A 19,531-nucleotide genomic window follows, 5' to 3' on the forward strand; every position below is an offset into this window, starting at 1 on the left:
GAGCTTTCGGTCACAATGCCACGCAAGAAGCAAGGGTGGCTCAAGCGGTCCAGCGCGGCGCTGCTCGGTGCGACGATGATGATACCGTCGGCGGGATTGATCAGCACGCCGGTGGCCGCCCAGCCGGCGCAAAAGCCCAACATCCTCTTTATCATGGGTGACGACATCGGCCTCTACCAGCCAAGCATCTACCATCGCGGGTTGATGGTCGGCGAGACGCCCAACATCGATCGCATCGGCAATGAAGGCGCGATCTTCACGCATTACTATGCCGAGCAGAGTTGCACGGCCGGTCGCAACGCCTTCTTCACCGGAATGCATCCGCTGCGCACCGGCATGATTCCTCCGCAACTGCCCGGCAGCCCGTCCTATCTGCGGCCCGGTACCCCGGCGCTCGCCAAGTTCCTGCTCGATCTCGGCTACAACACCGGCGAGTTCGGCAAGAACCATCTCGGCGACCACACCGACGCGCTGCCGACCGCGCATGGTTTCCAGGAATACTGGGGCTATCTGTATCACCTCGACGCCATGCAGGGCGTGAGCTTCCCGGACATCAACAAGACTCCGAGCCAGCAGTCGGTTGCCCCGCCCTGCAAGAATACGCCGATCCCCGGCATCCCGGAGGTACCGGGCGCGGTCGATCCGAAAACGACGGTTTGCCTGACGCCTCCGCGCAACGTCCTGTTCTGCAAGTCCGATGGAACATCCAGGACTCAGCAATGCATCGACCAGGGCCCGCTAACGCTTGAGCGATCGAAGGGTGTCGACGAGGAAATCTCGTCCAAGGTCATCGACTTCATGGATCGCAATGATCCGAAGACGACGGGCAAGCCTTTCTTCGTCTGGTACAACCCCGCGCGCATGCACATCACGACCGTGCTGAATGACAAGTACGCGGCCATGGTCGGCGAGCCCGGCGGCAAGGACTGGGGCCTCAACGAGGCCGGCATGAAGCAGTTGGATGACAATATCGGCTATGTGCTGAAGAAGCTCCAGGACATGGGTCAGCTCGACAACACGATCATCGTGTTCACGACCGATAACGGCGCCGAGACCATCACCTTTCCGGACGGCGGCACGACTCCGTTCAAGGGCGGCAAGCTGAGCACCTGGGAAGGCGGTATGCGCGCTCCGGCGCTCATTCGCTGGCCGGGCGTCATCAAGCCCGGCACCATCAAGAACGACATCTTCGCGTCACTCGACTGGCTGCCGACGTTTGTCAACATCGCTGGCGGCGCAAAGGGAGACGCGCTGAAGAAGCGGATCGAGGCCGGCCAATATCCCGGCATCGTGAAGACGACGCTCGATGGCGTCGATCAGACCGAGTACCTTTCCGGACGTTCGGAAACGTCGGCGCGCGACACCTTCTTCTACTATTCGGGCAAGGACCCGTCGGCGGTGCGGTACAAGAACTGGAAGATCTACTTCACGATGGTGTCCGACGCCCCGCAGGGCTTTATTTCTGGAGCGGCTCCCTATCACTGGGCCCAGGTCGTCAATATCAAGCGAGACCCGTTCGAGACCTCGATCGGTTCACAATACAAGACGCTCATGGGCCTCGGCGGCGTAATCGGCTCCCCTTCTACCGCCTACGTCTATGACTGGAACATGCTGCCCATCGGCCAGGCGCTCTGGCTGAAGGAACTGGAGACCTATCAGGCGTACCCGCCGCTCCAGGACCCGGCCAGCTATAACCTCGATCAGGTGCTGCAACAGATCAAGCAGGCCAAAACTGCCGGTCGCAGCGACTAGCCGCGAGCGTGATCTGACGAAGCGGGCGCCTCACGAAGGGGCGCCCGCCAACGGAATAGCGAGCAAAGCGATAAAGGCCCGCGGCACCTCCGCGAGCCACGTCCGCTTCCGACACGTTAAGCGAACAGAACCAATTGCATTACAACAAAGAGGAGCGCGTCATGAGCAACAAGCTTCCGCCTGGAGATTCCCACGACGCTACTCCGCAATCGGGCAGTGGAATGAAACGCCGCGATCTCTTGCTGAGCGGGAGTTCTCTTGTCGCCGCCTCGGCACTCGCCGCGGTCGGGCTGACAAGTTCCGCGCAGGCGCAGCAGCCAACACCGTCACCCGCGCCAGCGGGGCAGCGGCCGAACATCGTCGTCATCATGGGCGACGATATTGGGATGTGGAATATCGGCGCCTATCACCGCGGCCTGATGGCGGGGCGGACGCCCAATCTCGACAAGCTCGCCGCCGAAGGCATGCTGTTTACCGATTACTATGCCGAGGCAAGTTGCACGGCGGGTCGCGCCAACTTCATCACCGGTGAATTGCCAATCCGCACCGGCATGACCACGGTCGGCCAGGCCGGCGCAGCGATCGGGATACCCGCGCAGGCCGTGACCATCGCCACGGCGTTGAAAGGAATGGGCTACGCCACTGGCCAGTTTGGCAAGAATCACCTTGGCGACAAGAATGAATTCTTGCCGACGATGCACGGTTTCGACGAGTTCTTCGGTTATCTCTATCACCTCGATGCAATGGAAGACCCCGCGCACCCCAATTACCCGCAGGACCTGCTGAACGTCGTTGGTCCGCGCAACATGCTTCATACCTATGCGACCAACGTGGATGACCCGGCGGTCGATCCGCGCTGGGGCAAGGTCGGTAAACAGAGGATCGAGGATGCCGGAACGCTCTATCCCAAGAGGATGGAAACCGTAGATGACGAAATTCGCGACCTGGCGATCAAGTTCATCGAGAAGGCCAAGGCCGACAACAAGCCGTTCTTCCTGTGGCTCAATCCCACCCGGATGCACATCGTCACCCACCTCGCCCCCAAATACCAGGCCCTACGAAACTCCAAGAACGGCTGGTCGATACATGAAGCCGGCATGGCGCAGCTCGATGACGACGTCGGCCTCGTGATGCAGAAGCTCAAGGATATGGGCGTGGACGACAACACCATCGTGGTCTTCACCACCGACAACGGCACCGAGGTCTTCACCTGGCCTGATGGCGGACAGACGCCCTTCGCGCAGAGCAAAGGCACCGTCATGGAAGGTGGCTTCCGCGTACCCTGCATGATCCGTTGGCCGGGCAAGGTGCCGGCCGGCAAGGTCGAAAACGGCATCATTTCCGGTCTGGACTGGTTTCCGACTTTCCTGGCGGCGGCCGGCAACCCGAACATTGCAGAGGAACTGAAGAAGGGCAAACAGATCGGTGACACGACCTATAAGTGCTATCTGGACGGCTATAACCAGATGGACATGATTACCGGCAAGGGACCGTCGAACCGGCACGAAATCTTTTACTTCGGCGAGAGCGAACTCGGTGCCGTTCGCATCGACGACTTCAAGTATCGTTTCATCGACCAGCCCAGAGGCTGGCTCGGCGAAAAGACCAAGGCTGACGTGCCGTACCTGACCAACCTTCGCCTCGATCCGTTCGAGCGCACGGGCTGGCCCGACAATGGGACCAAAGAAGGCGCGCAACAGTACTTCGACTGGTTCAAATACGAATTTTGGCGCTTTGTGTTTGTTCAGCAGCAGGTGGAAAAGCTGGCGATGACGGCGATCGAGTTTCCGCCGATGCAAAAGGGCGCGAGCTTCAACCTCGATGCCGTGAAGGCGAAAATCGAGGCGGCCCGGGCGGCAGTGAGTAGGTAGTCGCCAGGGCTTCGACTGATTTATGGCCGGCGCGCCGAATTTCCGTGCGCCCGCTGGGCAATGGAAAGGTGTCGACCATGAAGCCGATCATCCGTTTACCTGCTATCGATCGTCGCGTCCTTCTCTCGTCCCTGGCGATGCTTCCGGTACTGTCCGTTTCACTCCGTTCCACCTCCGCGGTGGCACAAGGGCAGAGCGATCCTCTGCCGTCCTGGAACGAGGGAGCGACCAAGGCTTCGATTCTTGACTTCGTCGCCCGCGTCACGATGCAAGGCGGGCCCTTCTTCGTACCGGTCGACCAACGCATCGCGACCTTCGACAACGACGGGACGCTTTGGATCGAGCAGCCGATGTACGTGCAACTGGCCTTCGTACTCGACCGCGTAAAGGCTACGGCGCCAATGAATCCGGAATGGAAGACCAAGCAACCGTTCGCGGGGGTGCTGGACGGTGATCTGAAGGCGGTGATGGCATCCGGCGAAAAGGGATTGGTCGAACTGATTGCGGTGACGCATGCTGGCATGACCACGGCGGAGTTTGAGAAGATTGTCACGGATTGGCTGGCGACCGCGCACGATCACCGCTTCAAGCGGCCGTATACCGAACTGGTCTATCAGCCGATGCTCGAACTGCTCGCTTATCTCCGGGCCAGCGGCTTCAAGACCTTCATTGTGTCAGGAGGCGGCATCGAATTCATGCGGCCCTGGACCGAGCGGATCTACGGAATACCGCCGGAACAGGTTGTCGGATCGTCGATCAAGACCCGATTTGAGATCAAGGACGGTGCGCCAACGCTCTTCCGGCTGCCCGACATCAATTTTATCGATGACAAGACGGGAAAGCCGATCGGCATCAACGAGCACATCGGCCGGCGTCCGATCGCCGCCTTCGGCAATTCCGACGGCGATCTCGAAATGCTGCAATGGACGACGCTCGGCGCCAGTGGCGCGCGGTTCGGCCTGATCGTCCACCATACCGATGCGGAACGCGAATATGCCTACGACCGCGACTCGCATTTCGGGAAACTCGACGTCGCGCTGGACGCCGCGGCCGTCAACAAGTGGACCGTCGTCGACATGAAGAAGGACTGGAAGCGCATCTTTGCCTTCGACTGACATCCTCTAAGGACCCATAAGCGCTATCTGGACGGCTATAGCCAGTGGACATGGTTGCCGGCATGAGGCACGCAACGCATTCCGGATTTGCACACCGACCATCTTTGTCGCCTGCGGCACCGCGTTCGAGGCGCGGACGTCCGCTGTTAACGCAAGGCGGACATCAGCAGGACGTTGGGCGCCCCTTGGGCGGCACCACGGTCGGTGGCCAATAGGGTTTGGAATCCTTGGCATCCATATTGATCGTTCCGCCGAACGGCGCGGGCGGGTTTGGGAGATATTTGCCGTCTATCGTCGTCGTGGCGCTGGGTGAGCCCGGCGCTCCCGAGGTCTGCTGGGCGAAGGTCGGACCAATTTTGAGAGCCAGAACGGAGGTCGACCATACCAATGCGCGCATGGTGGGAGTGATGTTCATGGTCAGACTCCCTCGAATTGACTATTCGAAGCTAAACCTGCGAACAGCATTCGTCATACGCTTCAGGATGGCCGCATCGTCATCGACCACAATCACGAAGCGCCATCATGTCCGTGTCGCCCCGGTACGGGCGCGCGTCAAGGGTCTTGGCCGACCGTTGATCCAGATCAATGGAATAGTCCACCGTGAGCACAATGAAGGGTCGTTGTTAGAAAGGCGGGCTTTGCCGACGGGCGCTGAGAATGTCTGGTGATCGGGACCGACCGGACGCGGCTGGCCCCGCGGTGGGTTGCTGACGAGGCGACGACGTCTTCTTCTAAAAGCGAACATTTCCGGACTAGTGATCAAAGAAGTCTGCACGATGTCGGTTCGCGAACCCATTCTCAAGCCCGTTGCGATCGCAGACCTGCGCCCGACCCAGATGACGGTCGGCATTCGGGAGGTCAAGGAGAAGCGCAAGCGCTGGCGTGACGAGAGTAAAAACAAAGGAGCCGAGTTCTTGGGCAAGCACATGATCCCGGTCGTGCTTGGCCCGAAGGACCGCCACTACGTCATCGATCATCACCACCTGGCGCGTGCGCTCCATGAAGAAGGGGTCGAAGAGGTACTGGTTACCGTGGTGAAAAACCTCAGGACGCTGGAGCCCGATTCGTTCTGGTTCGTCCTGGACAATCACAGCTGGATGCATTCGTACGACGACGAGGGCCGTCTGCGCCCTTACAAGGATTTACCGAAGACCGTGGCCGGGCTTGTTGACGATCCGTTCCGCTCGTTGGCGGGAGAACTGCGGCGCGCCGGGGGGTACGCCAAAGACACGACGCCGTTCAGCGAGTTCTTGTGGGCGGACTTTTTAGCGTCGACGGGTCAAGCGCAAAACCGTAGAGACCCACTTCGAGGCCGCGCTCGAGCAAGCCCTGGAATTGTCCAAAAACGAGGAGGCGAGCTACCTGCCCGGCTGGTGTGGTCCCGTCCTGGAGGATTGAAGGCATGCCTGGCCCGCTCGAAAAATCCGCAAGCCCGCCGAGGACCCGAGGAGCCGTGCTGGCCCGGTGCGAGAGGCTAACGGACAGCGGCATCGACCAGAGGAAAGAGCAATCATGGCGCAAGCAGAGGCCGACAGAGCACTGAGCCATCTGGATCACGAGCTTGTCGCATCGCTAAACGACTTCCACGATCCGAGCCAAGAGTGGCGCCGCCTCTTCTCGGAGCTGCTCGGAACGTTCTTCCTCGTCCTCGTGGCCGCCGGTGGCGGCATGATGGGGCAGGCCTTTCCCGGCACGATCAGCCGTGCCGCTGCGGTCGTCGCACCCGGTCTGATGGTGATGGCGATCATCCTCTTCATGGGCAAGGTGTCCGGCGCTCACCTCAATCCCGCGGTCAGTATCGCGTTCTCGCTGCGTGGCGACTTCCCGTGGCGTCGCGTGCCGGGATACATCGCCGTGCAGTTGATCGGGGCGACGCTCGCGGCACTGTTCCTGCACGCCGTGATCAACGTGTCGGCCAGCTACGGGTCGAACTATCCCGCGTCGGGATACTCGGCGTCCGATGCGTTCCTGATGGAGGCCGTGCTGACCTTCGGTCTCGTCAGCGTCATTCTCGGCACGGCGTCCGGCGCCCAGAACATCGGGATATTGGGCGCGATCGGCGTCGGCGCGTACATTGCGCTCGCCGGGCTGTGGGGGAGCCCTATCTCGGGAGCGTCGATGAACCCCGCGCGCACGTTCGGCCCGAACTTAGTCGCAACCGACTTCATGAGCTACTGGGTGTATGTCGCAGGCCCACTCGTGGGTGCAGTTCTCGCAGTGGGTGCGGCATGGGTGCTCCGCGGTGCCGGCGGCGGCCGCGCAGGCTCAGGCGCCGCCCAGGGAAGCCTTTTCACCGAAGTCGAACACCCGGGGAAGGGGTGAGGCGCAGGCATAATGGGTCATGAACTCTCGCTGTTCGTGGGTACGTTCGCGACATTGCTCGCGATAATAAATCCGTTCGAGGTCCTGCCGGTCTATCTGAAGATGTTGGAAGGCAAGGACGCCGCCACGCATCGCCAAGTGGCATGGAAAGCCTGCCTCTATGCGCTGCTCCTATCGCTCTTTTTTCTGATCTTCGGAACGCTGATCCTACGCTTGTTCGGCGTGCCGCTGAGCATGGTCCGCATCGTCGGCGGGATCATCCTGATGAAGATCGGCTTTGAGCTATTTTCACCATCCGCTTCCGGTGGCGTGATTCCAGCCAGCGGTGCGGATCAAAGCGGCAACATAGCTTTCGTGCCGCTTGCGATGCCGCTCATGTGCGGACCAGGCGCCATCGCCACCATCCTCGGCATGACTGCCACGATTAAGCGATCATCAGCGGAACTGGCCTCTTTCGTAGCGATCGTCGTGGCTATTTTCGCGACGATGGTCGTCACCTACCTGTGTCTGGCATATGCCGGGAAACTTTTCGACAAGCTCGGCGCAATGGGGATCGATGCTATCACCCGAATAGTTGGCTTCTTCGTCTCTGCGATGGGCGTTGCGCTGATCTTCGACGGTGTCATCGAGGCACTGCAGACGCATGGTGTGACGATTCTGCGTTGAGCTGTTGGTGGCGCCACGCAAATTCCGGGGCGATCTTGACCGCGGATGCATTCTGCCAATCGGAGATTTGGTCTGAACCGAACCGAGTCCGAGGTGGACCGTATTACGCGGCGTCGGGAAGTTGTCGGCCCACAGTACAAGGGACGCGATCATCCACTTCGGAAACCGAGACACACGTCTCGTTGCGCGCCAGGTTGCCCCGTCATTTCACCGGGAACAGAAGCGCGACGGTAGTTCGCAGTGACCAGGCCGGAGCGCCAGTCGGACGTATCGCGTTGTAATAGGCTTGAATCGATGCGTTGACCGGTTGATCACCCACTCTGAAAACCCGACCGATACCGCCGCCGACCGGCACTGTCCACCGCTCCCCGGACGCCGCGAGCCAATCCGCGGTGATGATGGGTGATGTGTTCAGGTACCAGCCGTGCGGCATGTTGTAGTTGGCGAAGGGCTGGGCGAGGAAGGCGTTCACGGGCGGTCGCAGTGGATTGCCACCGACCGACCACTGGTTATTGAGCAGTACGCCGATCACCCAATGCGGGGGCGTGACCACTAACACGGCCGTCGGGCCGAACAGATATCGACCGGTCCCGAGGATAGGATCGTTGGCGGACGGAACAGTGAAGACTGGACCAACGCCCCAGATGAGCTTGCCCGGGTTCGTCGGGGAAAGAAACAACGACTGAGTAATGTCTCCAATCCCGTTGGTGTTGCTGTCGAAGAACGGACTCGGCTGGCTCACCAACGGAATGATAGTACGTGAGATCACGTTCCAGTCGTCGTTTAGATGCATGGGCACGACGGGTTGAATGTTGAGTACTTCCTGGGTGCGATTGAATGGTCCGGTATTGAAATTGGTGTTGCTCTGAAACGGCACGCTGACCAAATCCGCGATCGGATTTTGTGATTTCTTCTGTAGATCTTCGTCGTCTGAAGGCTCGTGGGAATGCTTTGGCGCCTCGGCCTCCGCGGGAAGGCCGCTTTCGAATTTATAATTGATGCCAGCTTTGACCATTTGAAGGTCGCGGTTCAAAGCGACCGAGGGGACGGTGGGAGAACGCCAGTTCGATAGCCCAAGATAATCGTATTCGAGTTTGACGGTCCAATGCGACTTGAATCCGTATTCGATGCCAGCGCCCGCCAACCAGCCGGTGTTCGTGCTGGTCCCGTTCCAAGCGGCGCCGGGGAGGTTCAAAGTAGCGCTGCTGTTGACCCAGCCGCCGCCAAGCTTGGCGAATACGAGCCATCGATCATCCACGAGGCCGACACGGCCCGCCACGGTGCCGATCCAGTGCTGGTCTACAAAGCCTAATGTCGGAGCAGGAAGGACCGGATGTCCGAAGCCGGCTCCATCGAACTCACCTTCGACACCAAACAGAAAGTGACCGGCCTGGAAGTTATAGCCCGCCTGCATGCCTCCAACGAATTCGCTGAGCCCGCCATAAAGATTGTTGCCGGGAATGTTCAGGCCGCCGTTGGACCATGCACCGCCGAAGTTGGCGCCCACATAGAACCCTGACCAATTATAGGGTGGCGCTGACCTGCCCCTGAAGTTTCACCCAGTAGCGGTTAGAGTCTCGGCGGATGTTACGCCGTTTGGCGCGGTGTGAGCAACGTGCGATCGGCGGAGCTGGTCGGGGTTGCGCAGCCGATCGCACGTTGCGGTGAGGTAGGCGGCATAGGCCGCAGGGGTCAGATAGCCGAGCGAGGAATGCGGGCGTTGGCCGTTGTAGTCGCCGACCCAATCCGCAATCTTGGCGCGGGCGTGATCGAGGCCGAAGAACAAGGTTTCGTTGAGAAGCTCGTCCCGCATCCGGCCGTTGAAGCTTTCACAGAAGCCGTTCTGCATCGGCTTGCCCGGCGCAATGAAGTGCCAGTCGATCTTGTTCTCCTCCGACCAGGCCAGCATGGCATTGCAGGTGAACTCGGTGCCGTTGTCGGAGACGATCATGCCCGGCTTGCCGCGCTGATTGATCAGCGCCGTCAGTTCGCGTGCCACCCGCCGCCCCTGGATCGAGGTGTCGGGGATGGCCGCCAGACATTCCCGGGTCACGTCATCGACGATATTCAGGACCCGGAAGCGACGGCCGCTGGCGAACTGGTCGTGGACAAAATCCAGCGACCACCGGGCGTTCGGCCGAGCCTCGACCAGTATCGGCGCTCGGGTGCCCACGGCGCGGCGGCGGGCCCGGCGCTTGCGCACGCTGAGGCCTTCCTCTCGATACAGACGGTAGATCCGGTTCCGCCCGGACGGCTCGCCCTGCTGGCGAAGCAGCACGAACAGCCGGCGGTAGCCGAACCGCCGACGGGCATTAGCAAGCTCGCGCAAGTGGCCGCGTAGTTCGGTGTCCGGCGGTCGGCACGATCGGTACCGAACCATCTTGCGGTCAGCGCCGACGATGCCGCAGGCCCGCCGCTCCGCCAGACCCATGACGGCCTGCAGGTGCGCGACGGCTTCGCGCTTGGCGACGGGCCCTACCATTTTTTTGACAAAAGCTCGCGTAGCGCTGCAGCATCCAGCATCTGCTCGGCCAGCAGCTTCTTCAGCTTGGCGTTCTCGTCCTCGAGTTGCCGCAACCGCTTGGCATCGGAGACGTCCAGACCGCCGAACTTCGCCTTCCAATTGTACAGCGTCGCTTCAGAGACGCCATGCTTCCGCGCCAAATCGGCAGCCTTCGCACCCGCCTCATGCTCACGCAGCACGCCAATAATCTGCTCTTCCGTAAACCTGGCTCGCTTCATCTGTCCGTCCTTCAGAAGGCCGGACTCTAACTTCAACTGGAGGAAATCGGCAGGGGCAGGTCAGCGCGACGATCGGCGCTTGGTACAGGGGAGCTTTGGTGGGCAAGTCGGATGCAAGAGCAGAGCCGCTCAACAATCCTGCAGCAGCAATACCTGCAAGGAAAATTTTCTGCACTGTCGCCTCCTCAAGGTAGGCCACAAGTCCGAAACTTATTCCCAGAGGCACTCTGCGGCCAACCGACTTGTTTGATGCAGATCAAACCATTCGTGCAATTTCTGATGCGGTGACATTCCGGCAACAACGAGGTTGAGTCCCTCTCCCTAACCGCGCCGCATGCCTCAGTTCGCGATGCCTCGCAAACTCAGCACTCCGTGGCTCGCCACATACATTAACCCAAGATTGAATTGGCTGCGGCGTCACCATCATTGGCCAGCGGACGAATAAGGCGCAGTGCCTTGGCGTAATCGCCTCTGGCGTGAGCATCGACTCCATCCTCGAATGGGCCAGCGGCCACAGGTGCGGCGAAGGCTGACGCTAGAACGACGCCGACGAGCGTGAGTTTGAGGTTCATCGTCTGGCAACTTTGCTCTTGGTCACACTCGATTACCAATAAGCAGTCGTGAGGTTCAATATGCGACCTAACATCGGCTGGCATCGCGTTGCAGCAAGAGACGCCGGCGAACGGTAACGCGAGCTTGCTTTTTTCTCACCCGGTGGTGGGGGGCCGAAAATGGAATCAGTGGCACAAACTGCATACTCAACATTTCCAGCTATGAGAGGGTTGCAGTAGGTCTGCCGTGGCACCCGATCGGACTTGGGTTACCGAATGTGGCTCTTTGGTCGCAGCGTTAATCTTTTTTACGACAGATCTATCCCCGTTGAATTTTACATGATGAGCCCGGTCGCCTCGGGAGGTACGCTGTCGCCGAGTTGTATTCGGAGGCGACACATCTTACGAGGCACGACATGACAGCGGAAGTTGCACTGGCTGCGGCGGGGAGTGAGCGACCGAAATCAGCACGTCGGCGCAGACTTGGCGTTGCTGCATTCGTCTTGGCGCCGTCGATCATGTTTTTTTCCCATTGTGCATCGGCCGATGAAGGCGGCGTCAGCTTCTGGGTCCCCGGTTTTTTTGGAAGCTTGGCGGCTACGCCGCTGCAGCCGGGTTGGTCGCTGGCAAACATCTACTATCACACCTCTGTCTCCGCCGGCGCCGACGTCGCGCGTGCGCGCGAGTTCACGCTCAACCGAGTCCCGGCCAATGTTACCGTCGACGCAAAACTGAATTTGAACGTCAACGCCACCGGCAATCTTGGCTTTGTGATCCCGTCCTATGTATTCCAAACGCCGGTGCTCGGCGGCCAGGCGTCCGTGTCCCTGTTAGCAGCCTATGGCGTCGTCGGCACCAGCCTGGCAGGCACCTTGTCAGGCGTGCTCACGGGCCCGCTCGGCAACAACGTCCCCTTCGCGCGGTCTGACACGATCAGCGACACGACATGGGGCTTTGGGGATGTGGCGCCGGTATTCCAATTGCGCTGGAACGCCGGCGTCCACAATTACATGACCTATATCATGGGCGACATCCCGATTGGCGCTTACCAATCCGATCGCTTGTCGAATATAGGCATCGGACACGCCGCGATCGACGTCGGCGGCGGCTACACCTATTTCAATCCGCAGACCGGCCACGAATTCTCCGGCGTGCTCGGCTTCACCTACAATTTCAAGAACACTGCAACGCAGTATCAGAATGGCGTCGACATGCACTTCGACTGGGGTGCATCGCAATTCCTGTCGAAGCAGGTCATGGTTGGCCTCGTGGGTTATGTCTACAAGGAGCTCGGCTGCGACAGTGGTTCAGGCGACCGCGTCGGCTGCTTTCAGTCCCAGGTGGTCGGCATCGGCCCCCAGATTGGATTCCTGTTTCCGGTCGGCGACCTGCAGGGTTATCTCAATTTGAAAGCTTACGGCGAGTTCGCTGCGGAAAACCGGCCATCAGGCTGGAATACCTGGGTCACCTTCTCTATCTCGCCGCCCGCGCCCGGAGCACCTCCGACGACAAAACCCATCGTCAGAAAATATTAGCAGCAATCAAGCTGCGGCTTGTCAGTTTGCTGATCATTCTTTGCAACGCGCGGGCAACCGGTGGCAGCAAGGCACGCGTTGACCCCCGCCTTCGGGGAAGGGCGGTACGTAGCCGGGTTGCGATCCGACCGCTAATTCACCGTCAGCTTTACGCCGAGCCGCCCCGCAAGCTCCTGCACGAACTGCCAGGCGACGCGGCCCGAGCGGGAGCCGCGCGTCGTCGACCATTCCAGCGCCTCGCGCTCCAGCGCCTCGTCGTCGACCTCAATGCCGAAATGGCTGCAATAGCCCCGCACCATGGCCAGATATTCGTCCTGGCTGCAGCGGTGGAAGCCGAGCCACAGTCCGAAGCGATCCGACAACGAGACCTTCTCCTCGACCGCTTCGCCGGGATTGATCGCGGTCGAACGCTCGTTCTCGATCATCTCGCGCGCCAGCAGATGACGGCGGTTGGAGGTGGCGTAGAGGATGACGTTCTCGGGGCGGCCCTCGATGCCGCCTTCGAGCACTGCCTTGAGCGACTTGTAGGACGCATCATTGCCGTCGAAGGACAGGTCGTCGCAGAACACGATGAAGTAGAAGGACGAGGCGCGAAGCTGCTCCATCAGCGCGGGCAGGCTCTCGATGTCCTCGCGGTGGATCTCGATCAGCTTCAACTTGTCGGACGGTTTGCGCTCCGCGTTGATGCTGGCATGCGCCGCCTTCACCAGCGACGACTTGCCCATGCCGCGCGCGCCCCAGAGCAGGGCATTGTTGGCCGGCAGGCCGTTGGCGAAACGCTCGGTGTTCTCCATCAGGATGTCGCGCATCCGGTCGACGCCCTTCAGCAGGAACAGCTCGACGCGGCTGACCCGCGGCACCGCAGCGAGGCGGCCGTCGGGGTGCCAGACATAGGCGTCCGTCCGCTCGAACGATTCGCGTTCGACGGCCGGCTTGCCCTGGGCGGCGAGGTGCGCCGCGATCGTCTCCAGCGCGCGGACGATGCGATCCTGGGGGAGGTCCGGGGCTGGGTTAGCGACTGCCTTATCGACCTTGGAGGGTGCCTTGGGACGTTTTGCCGCGACGCGGGCAGGCGTCCTGGCAGGGGTGCGGGGGCCTTTGCCGGCCGGGCTTTTGCTTGGTTTTTTGGGCATGTCCGAAGTTCCTGAGAATGCAGCCTTATCGGGCCTGAGGCCGCGCCGCAAGGTGGCCAAATCGACGGTCTGGCAGCGTTGCAATTGGGGCAATGGCCGCTATAGTCCGCGCGAATTTGACCGAACCGGTCGCCTTTGAGGGCCTGACCGGTTTTCCCCCGTTTCCACGAGGATCGTCCGAATGTTCATTACCCCTGCGTATGCCCAGGCCGCGGGCGCCGGCGACACCAACAGCATGTTGATGTCGCTGCTGCCGTTCGCCCTGATCTTCGTGATCATGTACTTCCTGATTCTGCGTCCGCAGCAGAAGAAGGTCCGCGACCACGCCGACCTCGTGAAGAACATCCGCCGCGGCGACACCGTGGTGACCTCGGGCGGCCTCGTCGGCAAGGTCACCAAGGTCGTCGACGACGACCAGATCGAGTTCGAGATTTCCGACGGCGTGCGCGTGCGGCAGATGCGCCAGATGATCTCCGGCGTGCGCGCCAAGGGCGAGCCGGCCAAGGAATCCAAGGATAGCAAGGAAGCCGCCAAGGACGACGCCGCGTCGAAGTGAGCGCTTCCGCGAGCATCCCAATCTCCTGATCTGACAGGTCCAGTCGATGTTGTATTTCACGCGGTGGAAGGCGCTCGGGATTATCCTGACGGCGCTGATCGTGTGCCTCTGCGCGGTGCCGAACTTCTTCCCCGAAGCGCAGGTCAAGACCTGGCCCGCCTGGGCGCAGCGCCGGCTCGTGCTCGGCCTCGACCTCCAGGGCGGCTCCTATCTGCTGCTCGAGGTCGATTCCAGCTATGTGAAGAAGGAGAGGCTGGACCAGGTCCGCGACGACGTCCGCCGGACGCTGCGCGATGCCAAGATCGGATTCACCGGCGGCGTGACCGTGCGCAACGACGCGGCCGAGGTTCGCATCACCAAGGAATCCGACGTGCAGCCGGCGCTCGCCAAGCTTCGCGAGCTGTCCCAGCCACTGGGCGGACTGATGGGATCCAGCGGTCAGCGCGACCTTGAGGTGACCGATGCCGGCGGCGGCGTGATCCGCCTGGCGATCCCGCAGGCTGCGATGCTCGACCGGATGCGCAAGACCATCGAGCAGTCGATCCAGATCGTCGAGCGCCGCGTCAACGAGCTCGGCACCGTCGAGCCCGTCATCCAGCGCCAGGGCAACGACCGCATCCTGGTGCAGGTCCCCGGACTTCAGGATCCAACCCGCCTGAAGGAATTGCTCGGCAAGACCGCGAAGATGGAATTCCGCATGGTCGATGCGTCCGTGCCGCCGGATCAGGCGCAGCAGGGACGGTTGCCGCCGGAATCCGAGCTGCTGATGAGCGCCTCGCCGCCGCCCACGCCCTATGTGGTCAAGAAGCAGGTGCTGGTAGCCGGTGGTGACCTGACCGACGCCCAGGCGAGCTTCGACCAGCGCACGGGTGAGCCGGTCGTCAGCTTCAAGTTCAACACCTCGGGCGCGCGCAAGTTCGCGCAGGCCACGCAGGAAAACGTCGGGCTGCCCTTCGCGATCGTGCTCGACAACAAGGTGATCTCGGCGCCCGTCATCCGCGAGCCCATCACCGGCGGCCAGGGCCAGATCTCCGGCAATTTCACGGTGCAATCGGCCAATGACCTCGCGATCCTGCTGCGCGCCGGCGCGCTGCCGGCGCCGCTCACGGTGGTCGAAGAGCGCACCGTCGGTCCGGGCCTCGGCCAGGACTCGATCGAGAAGGGTGAGCTGGCAGCCTATGTCGGCTCGATCCTCGTCATCGTCTTCATGCTGCTGACCTACCGGCTGTTCGGGGTGTTCGCCAACATCGCGGTGGCGATCAACGTCGCCATGATCTTCGGCCTGTTGTCGCTGCTCAACGCCACGCTGACGCTGCCCGGTATCGCCGGCATCGTGCTCACCGTCGGCATCGCGGTCGACTCCAACGTGCTGATCTACGAGCGCATCCGTGAGGAGCTGCGCGGTGGCCGCAATGCGATTTCGGCGATCGACGCCGGATTCAAGCGGGCGCTTGCGACCATCCTCGATTCCAACATCACCACCTTCATTGCCGCTGCCGTGCTGTTCTACATCGGCACCGGTCCGGTGCGCGGCTTTGCCGTGACGCTCGGCATCGGCATCATCACCACGGTGTTCACCGCCTTCACGCTGACCCGGCTGATCGTAGCCTGGTGGGTGCGGTGGAAGCGGCCGCAGAGCGTGCCGATCTAGGAGCTAAGACCGTGACTCACTACGTTCTCATCGGGCTTGGCATTCTCATTGCCGTTCTCACCGTGGTCGCAGCGCTCGGGCTGCTGCCGTCGCTGCGCATCGTCCCGGACGATACGCATTTCGACTTCACGCGCTTCCGCCGGATCAGCTTCCCGATCTCGGCGGCGCTGTCGATCGTCGCGATCACACTGTTCTTCACCCACGGCCTGAATTTCGGCATCGACTTCCGCGGCGGCACGCTGCTGGAGGTGCAGGCCAAGTCCGGCGCCGCCGACATCGCCGCGATGCGCACGACGCTCGATGCCTTGCATCTCGGCGAAGTCCAGCTGCAGCAGTTCGGCGGCCCCGAGAACGTCCTGATTCGCGTCGCGGAGCAGCCGGGCGGCGACGCTGCCCAGCAGGAGGCAGTGCAGAAGGTGCGCGGTGCGCTCGGCGATACCGTCGAATATCGCCGCGTCGAGGTGGTGGGACCGCGCGTGTCCGGCGAGCTGCTGGCCTACGGCATGCTCGGCCTGATGCTCGCGATCGTCTCGATCCTGATCTACCTCTGGTTCCGCTTCGAATGGCAGTTCGCGCTGGGTGCCATGATCGCCAACGTGCACGACATCGTGCTGACGATCGGCTTCATGTCGATCAGCCAGGTCGATTTCGACCTGACCAGCATCGCGGCCCTTCTGACCATTCTGGGCTATTCGCTCAACGACACCGTCGTCATCTACGACCGTATCCGCGAAATGCTGCGCCGCTACAAGAAGATGCCGATGCCGCAGCTGCTCAACGAGTCGATCAATTCGACCCTGTCGCGTTCGATCATCACCCACTTCACCGTGACGCTGGCGCTGCTGGCTCTGCTGCTGTTCGGCGGCCATGCCATCCACAGCTTCACCGCGGTGATGATGTTCGGCGTGGTGCTGGTCGGCACCTATACCTCGATCTTCATCGCGGCCCCGATCCTGATCTATCTCGGCGTCGGCGAGCATCGCGAAGATGCGCCCGATACGGCTACGCCGGCGAAGAAAAACAAGGCATGATCCGAACCGCATGCCCTCGCAGGCGTTTGCGAGGGCAGTAAGCTCATTCGGACGAAGCACATGGCCGGCGATCCCAACGCACCGCATTTTCCCCGCTCGGCGCCGATCGAAGCCTATGGCAAGGGCGGCTTCGCCTTTGCCAGCATGTCGCATCGGGGATCGCTGCTCTGCCTGCCCGACGCGATCTGGGCCTGGGACGTGACGGACCCGACGAAGATCGACCGCTATTCGCTGGATCGCGTCTTCACGGCGGCCAACAGCATCGACACGCTTCTGATCGGTACCGGAACCGGCGTCTGGTTGCCGCCGCCGGACCTGCGGCAGGCGCTGAAGGCGGTGAGGGTGGTGCTGGATACGATGCAGACCGGTCCCGCCGTGCGCACCTACAACATCATGATCGGCGAGCGGCGCCGCGTCGCGGCCGCGCTGATCGCCGTGCCATGAGCAGCGCTGCGCCTCCGGCCGATTCCGTCGCCTTCTGCGCCGGCCTCGTGCGCAGCCATGACTTTCCGCGCTATGCCGCAACGCTGTTTGCGCCGGCCGCCGAGCGCCAGGCGCTGCTGGCGCTCTATGCCTTCAATGTCGAGATCGTCCGCGTCCGCGACCAGGTGAGCCAGCCCTTGCCCGGCGAAATCCGCCTGCAATGGTGGACCGACATGCTGTCCGGCCACGTCCACGGCAGCGCCGAGGGCAACCCCGTGGCGGCGGAGCTATTGCGTGCGATCAGCGATTTCGACCTGCCGGTCGAGCCGTTGTCGCTGCTCGCCGACGAGCATCAGTTCGATCTCTACAACGATCCGATGCCGACCATGGCGGCTCTGGAGGGCTATCTGGACGCGACCTGTTCGGCATTGTTTGCCCTCGCGGCGCGGGTCATGGCGCCACCTTCGGAGGCGGCCGAGCATGTCGCAAGGCATGCCGGCCTCGCCCAGGGCATCGCGCAGGTGATTGCGAATCTGCCGCGCGACTCGGCGCACCGGCAACTGTTTCTGCCGCAGCAGCTGCTGGCGGCCCATGGCTGCCAGATGGAGGACGTGTTCGCCGGCAAGGAGACGCCAAATCTGCATGCGGTGCTGGGCCAGCTCGTGGGCGAAGCCGAGCAGCATTTGACGACGGCCTTGTCGTTGTTGCCGGAGGTGCCGGCGCCGGCACGGCCAGCGTTTCTGCTGCTGAGCCAGGTGCGGGGTGACCTCAAGCGCCTGTCGCAACCCGGGCGCAATCCGTTTGCGCCGCAGCCCCCGTCGCGGCTGCGCACGCTATGGACGCTGTGGCGGGCTTCACGTTCCCGGGAATTTACCAAATAGCGGCCGGCTTATCGCCTCAAACGGCCAAATGCTCTATGCTGTCCTATGGCTGAGTTGTCCCAAAACACGTCCTCCGATCTCAGCGGCTTGCCGGTCGCTCTGGGCGACATTCTTGCCGCCGCCGACACCATCCGCGGCGCCGTCGTCGAGACGCCCTGTAGCTACAGCCGCACGCTGAGCAACATCTGCGGCTGCGACATCTGGCTGAAATTCGAAAACCTCCAGTTCACCTCCTCGTTCAAGGAGCGGGGTGCGCTCAACCGGCTCACCGCGCTGACGCCGGAGGAGCGTGCGCGCGGCGTCATCGCGATGTCGGCGGGCAACCACGCGCAGGGCGTCGCCTATCACGCCAAGCGGCTCGGCATTCCCGCCACCATCGTCATGCCGGTCGGCACGCCCATGGTGAAGGTCGAGAACACCAAGCACCACGGCGCCGAGGTGGTGGTGACGGGCGCGACGCTGGAGGAGGCGGCCGCCTATGCGCGCAGCCATGGCGAGGCCCGCGGCATGATCTTCGTCCACCCCTACGACGACCCGCTCGTCATCGCGGGGCAGGGCACTGTCGGGCTCGAGATGCTGAAGGCGGTGCCGGAGCTCGATACGCTGGTGGTCCCGATCGGCGGCGGCGGCCTGATCAGCGGCATCGGCATTGCCGCGAAATCGATCAAGCCGACGGTGCGGATTCTTGGCGTCGAGGCCTGGCTCTACCCCTCGATGTACAACGCCATCCATGACGGCAATCTGCCGGCGCGCGGCGACACGCTCGCCGAAGGCATCGCGGTGAAATCGCCGGGCAAGATCACGACCGAGATCGTCCGCCGCCTCGTCGACGACATCGCGCTGGTGAACGAAGCCGAGCTCGAGCGTGCGGTCGCGACCCTAATCTCGATCGAGAAGACCGTCGTCGAGGGCGCCGGCGCCGCCGGACTTGCCGCGCTGATGTCGGATACGTCCCGCTTTGCCGGCCAGAAGGTCGGTCTCGTCCTGAGCGGCGGCAACATCGACACGCGGCTGATCGCCTCCGTTCTGACGCGTGAGCTGGCGCGCGAGGGTCGGCTGACCCAGCTGTCGCTCGACATCCCCGATCGGCCTGGGCAATTGGCTGCCGTCGCCTCACTGCTGGCCGAGGCCGGTGCCAACATCATCGAGGTCTCGCATCAGCGGACCTTCTCCGACCTGCCGGCCAAGGCGACGCTGCTTCAGCTCGTCATCGAGACCCGCGACAACGCGCATCTCGACGAGGTCATGGCCAAGCTTGGTGCATCCGGACTGAGCGCGCGCTGCACCTGAGTGGCGCGCGCC

At 62.2% G+C, this 19,531-nt stretch carries 15 protein-coding genes and 4 pseudogenes; 13 read left to right on the forward strand and 6 right to left on the reverse strand.

The annotated features are described in order from the left end of the window. Positions 1-75: 75 nt before the first annotated feature. The 3 genes from ACVJ5M_RS23840 (at position 76) to ACVJ5M_RS23850 (ending at position 4,738) form a co-directional block, all read left to right on the forward strand. On the forward strand, positions 76-1,752 hold the full coding sequence (locus tag ACVJ5M_RS23840; protein ID WP_283018879.1) for an arylsulfatase: 1,677 nt from the start codon (positions 76-78) through the stop codon (positions 1,750-1,752). A 161-nt stretch (positions 1,753-1,913) separates the two neighbouring features. After that, on the forward strand, positions 1,914-3,623 hold the full coding sequence (locus ACVJ5M_RS23845; protein ID WP_428841227.1) for an arylsulfatase: 1,710 nt from the start codon (positions 1,914-1,916) through the stop codon (positions 3,621-3,623). 77 nt (positions 3,624-3,700) lie between these two features. Next, positions 3,701-4,738, forward strand: coding sequence for an HAD family hydrolase (locus tag ACVJ5M_RS23850; protein ID WP_283016604.1), 1,038 nt, complete (start codon positions 3,701-3,703; stop codon positions 4,736-4,738). 175 nt (positions 4,739-4,913) lie between these two features. Here the strand turns inward: ACVJ5M_RS23850 and ACVJ5M_RS23855 are convergent. After that, positions 4,914-5,135: pseudogene (locus ACVJ5M_RS23855) on the reverse strand (hypothetical protein); the annotation flags it as partial. 379 nt (positions 5,136-5,514) lie between these two features. On the opposite strand from ACVJ5M_RS23855, the pseudogene ACVJ5M_RS23860 reads away from it, so the two are divergent. The 3 genes and pseudogenes from ACVJ5M_RS23860 to ACVJ5M_RS23870 all read left to right on the forward strand — a co-directional run bounded on the left by ACVJ5M_RS23860 (position 5,515) and on the right by ACVJ5M_RS23870 (position 7,726). Then, positions 5,515-6,136 (forward strand): annotated as a pseudogene (locus ACVJ5M_RS23860) (ParB-like protein). A 114-nt stretch (positions 6,137-6,250) separates the two neighbouring features. After that, positions 6,251-7,060, forward strand: a complete 810-nt coding sequence (locus ACVJ5M_RS23865; RefSeq protein WP_283016601.1) for an MIP/aquaporin family protein — start codon at positions 6,251-6,253, stop codon at positions 7,058-7,060. A gap of 12 nt (positions 7,061-7,072) precedes the next feature. After that, positions 7,073-7,726, forward strand: coding sequence for a MarC family protein (locus ACVJ5M_RS23870; RefSeq protein ID WP_283016600.1), 654 nt, complete (start codon positions 7,073-7,075; stop codon positions 7,724-7,726). A 202-nt stretch (positions 7,727-7,928) separates the two neighbouring features. Here ACVJ5M_RS23870 and ACVJ5M_RS23875 read toward each other — a convergent pair. The 4 genes and pseudogenes from ACVJ5M_RS23875 to ACVJ5M_RS23890 form a co-directional block, all read right to left on the reverse strand. Next, positions 7,929-9,242, reverse strand: a pseudogene (locus tag ACVJ5M_RS23875) (outer membrane protein); the annotation flags it as partial. A 39-nt stretch (positions 9,243-9,281) separates the two neighbouring features. Next, positions 9,282-10,349, reverse strand: coding sequence for an IS3 family transposase (locus ACVJ5M_RS23880; protein ID WP_231142186.1), 1,068 nt, complete (start codon positions 10,347-10,349; stop codon positions 9,282-9,284). Continuing rightward, positions 10,316-10,468: pseudogene (locus ACVJ5M_RS23885) on the reverse strand (transposase); the annotation flags it as partial. The pseudogene ACVJ5M_RS23885 and the gene ACVJ5M_RS23880, both read right to left, overlap by 34 nt. Positions 10,469-10,857: 389 nt before the next feature. Then, complete coding sequence (locus ACVJ5M_RS23890) at positions 10,858-11,040, reverse strand: hypothetical protein (protein ID WP_283016598.1); 183 nt, start codon at positions 11,038-11,040, stop codon at positions 10,858-10,860. Between the two features lie 497 nt (positions 11,041-11,537). Between ACVJ5M_RS23890 and ACVJ5M_RS23895 the strand changes: the two genes are divergently transcribed. Continuing rightward, positions 11,538-12,554 (forward strand): SphA family protein, encoded by a 1,017-nt coding sequence (locus ACVJ5M_RS23895; RefSeq protein WP_283016597.1) that lies wholly within the window; start codon positions 11,538-11,540, stop codon positions 12,552-12,554. Positions 12,555-12,685: 131 nt separating this feature from the next. Here ACVJ5M_RS23895 and ACVJ5M_RS23900 read toward each other — a convergent pair whose 3' ends face one another. Beyond that, positions 12,686-13,687 (reverse strand): ATP-binding protein, encoded by a 1,002-nt coding sequence (locus ACVJ5M_RS23900; RefSeq protein ID WP_283016596.1) that lies wholly within the window; start codon positions 13,685-13,687, stop codon positions 12,686-12,688. 181 nt (positions 13,688-13,868) lie between these two features. Between ACVJ5M_RS23900 and yajC the strand changes: the two genes are divergently transcribed. Genes yajC through ACVJ5M_RS23930 form a run of 6 tightly spaced genes read left to right on the forward strand, consistent with a single transcriptional unit; the run spans position 13,869 to position 19,519 of the window. Beyond that, entirely contained in the window at positions 13,869-14,243 is a 375-nt protein-coding gene (gene yajC, locus ACVJ5M_RS23905) for a preprotein translocase subunit YajC (RefSeq protein WP_071913636.1), read from the forward strand. A 46-nt stretch (positions 14,244-14,289) separates the two neighbouring features. Continuing rightward, the gene (secD, locus tag ACVJ5M_RS23910) at positions 14,290-15,894 is read left to right on the forward strand and encodes a protein translocase subunit SecD (protein WP_283016595.1); all 1,605 of its coding nucleotides are present in this window, start codon (positions 14,290-14,292) and stop codon (positions 15,892-15,894) included. Positions 15,895-15,905: 11 nt separating this feature from the next. Beyond that, entirely contained in the window at positions 15,906-16,925 is a 1,020-nt protein-coding gene (gene secF, locus ACVJ5M_RS23915) for a protein translocase subunit SecF (protein ID WP_283016594.1), read from the forward strand. Between the two features lie 60 nt (positions 16,926-16,985). Further along, positions 16,986-17,369, forward strand: coding sequence for an Mth938-like domain-containing protein (locus ACVJ5M_RS23920; protein WP_354099713.1), 384 nt, complete (start codon positions 16,986-16,988; stop codon positions 17,367-17,369). Next, positions 17,366-18,229, forward strand: a complete 864-nt coding sequence (locus tag ACVJ5M_RS23925; RefSeq protein ID WP_135213736.1) for a phytoene/squalene synthase family protein — start codon at positions 17,366-17,368, stop codon at positions 18,227-18,229. The genes ACVJ5M_RS23920 and ACVJ5M_RS23925 overlap by 4 nt, the downstream gene beginning before the upstream one ends. 45 nt (positions 18,230-18,274) lie before the next feature. Beyond that, complete coding sequence (locus tag ACVJ5M_RS23930) at positions 18,275-19,519, forward strand: threonine ammonia-lyase (protein WP_354097605.1); 1,245 nt, start codon at positions 18,275-18,277, stop codon at positions 19,517-19,519. Positions 19,520-19,531 lie beyond the last annotated feature (12 nt).

It is taken from the genome of Bradyrhizobium sp. S3.7.6 (assembly GCF_054061875.1).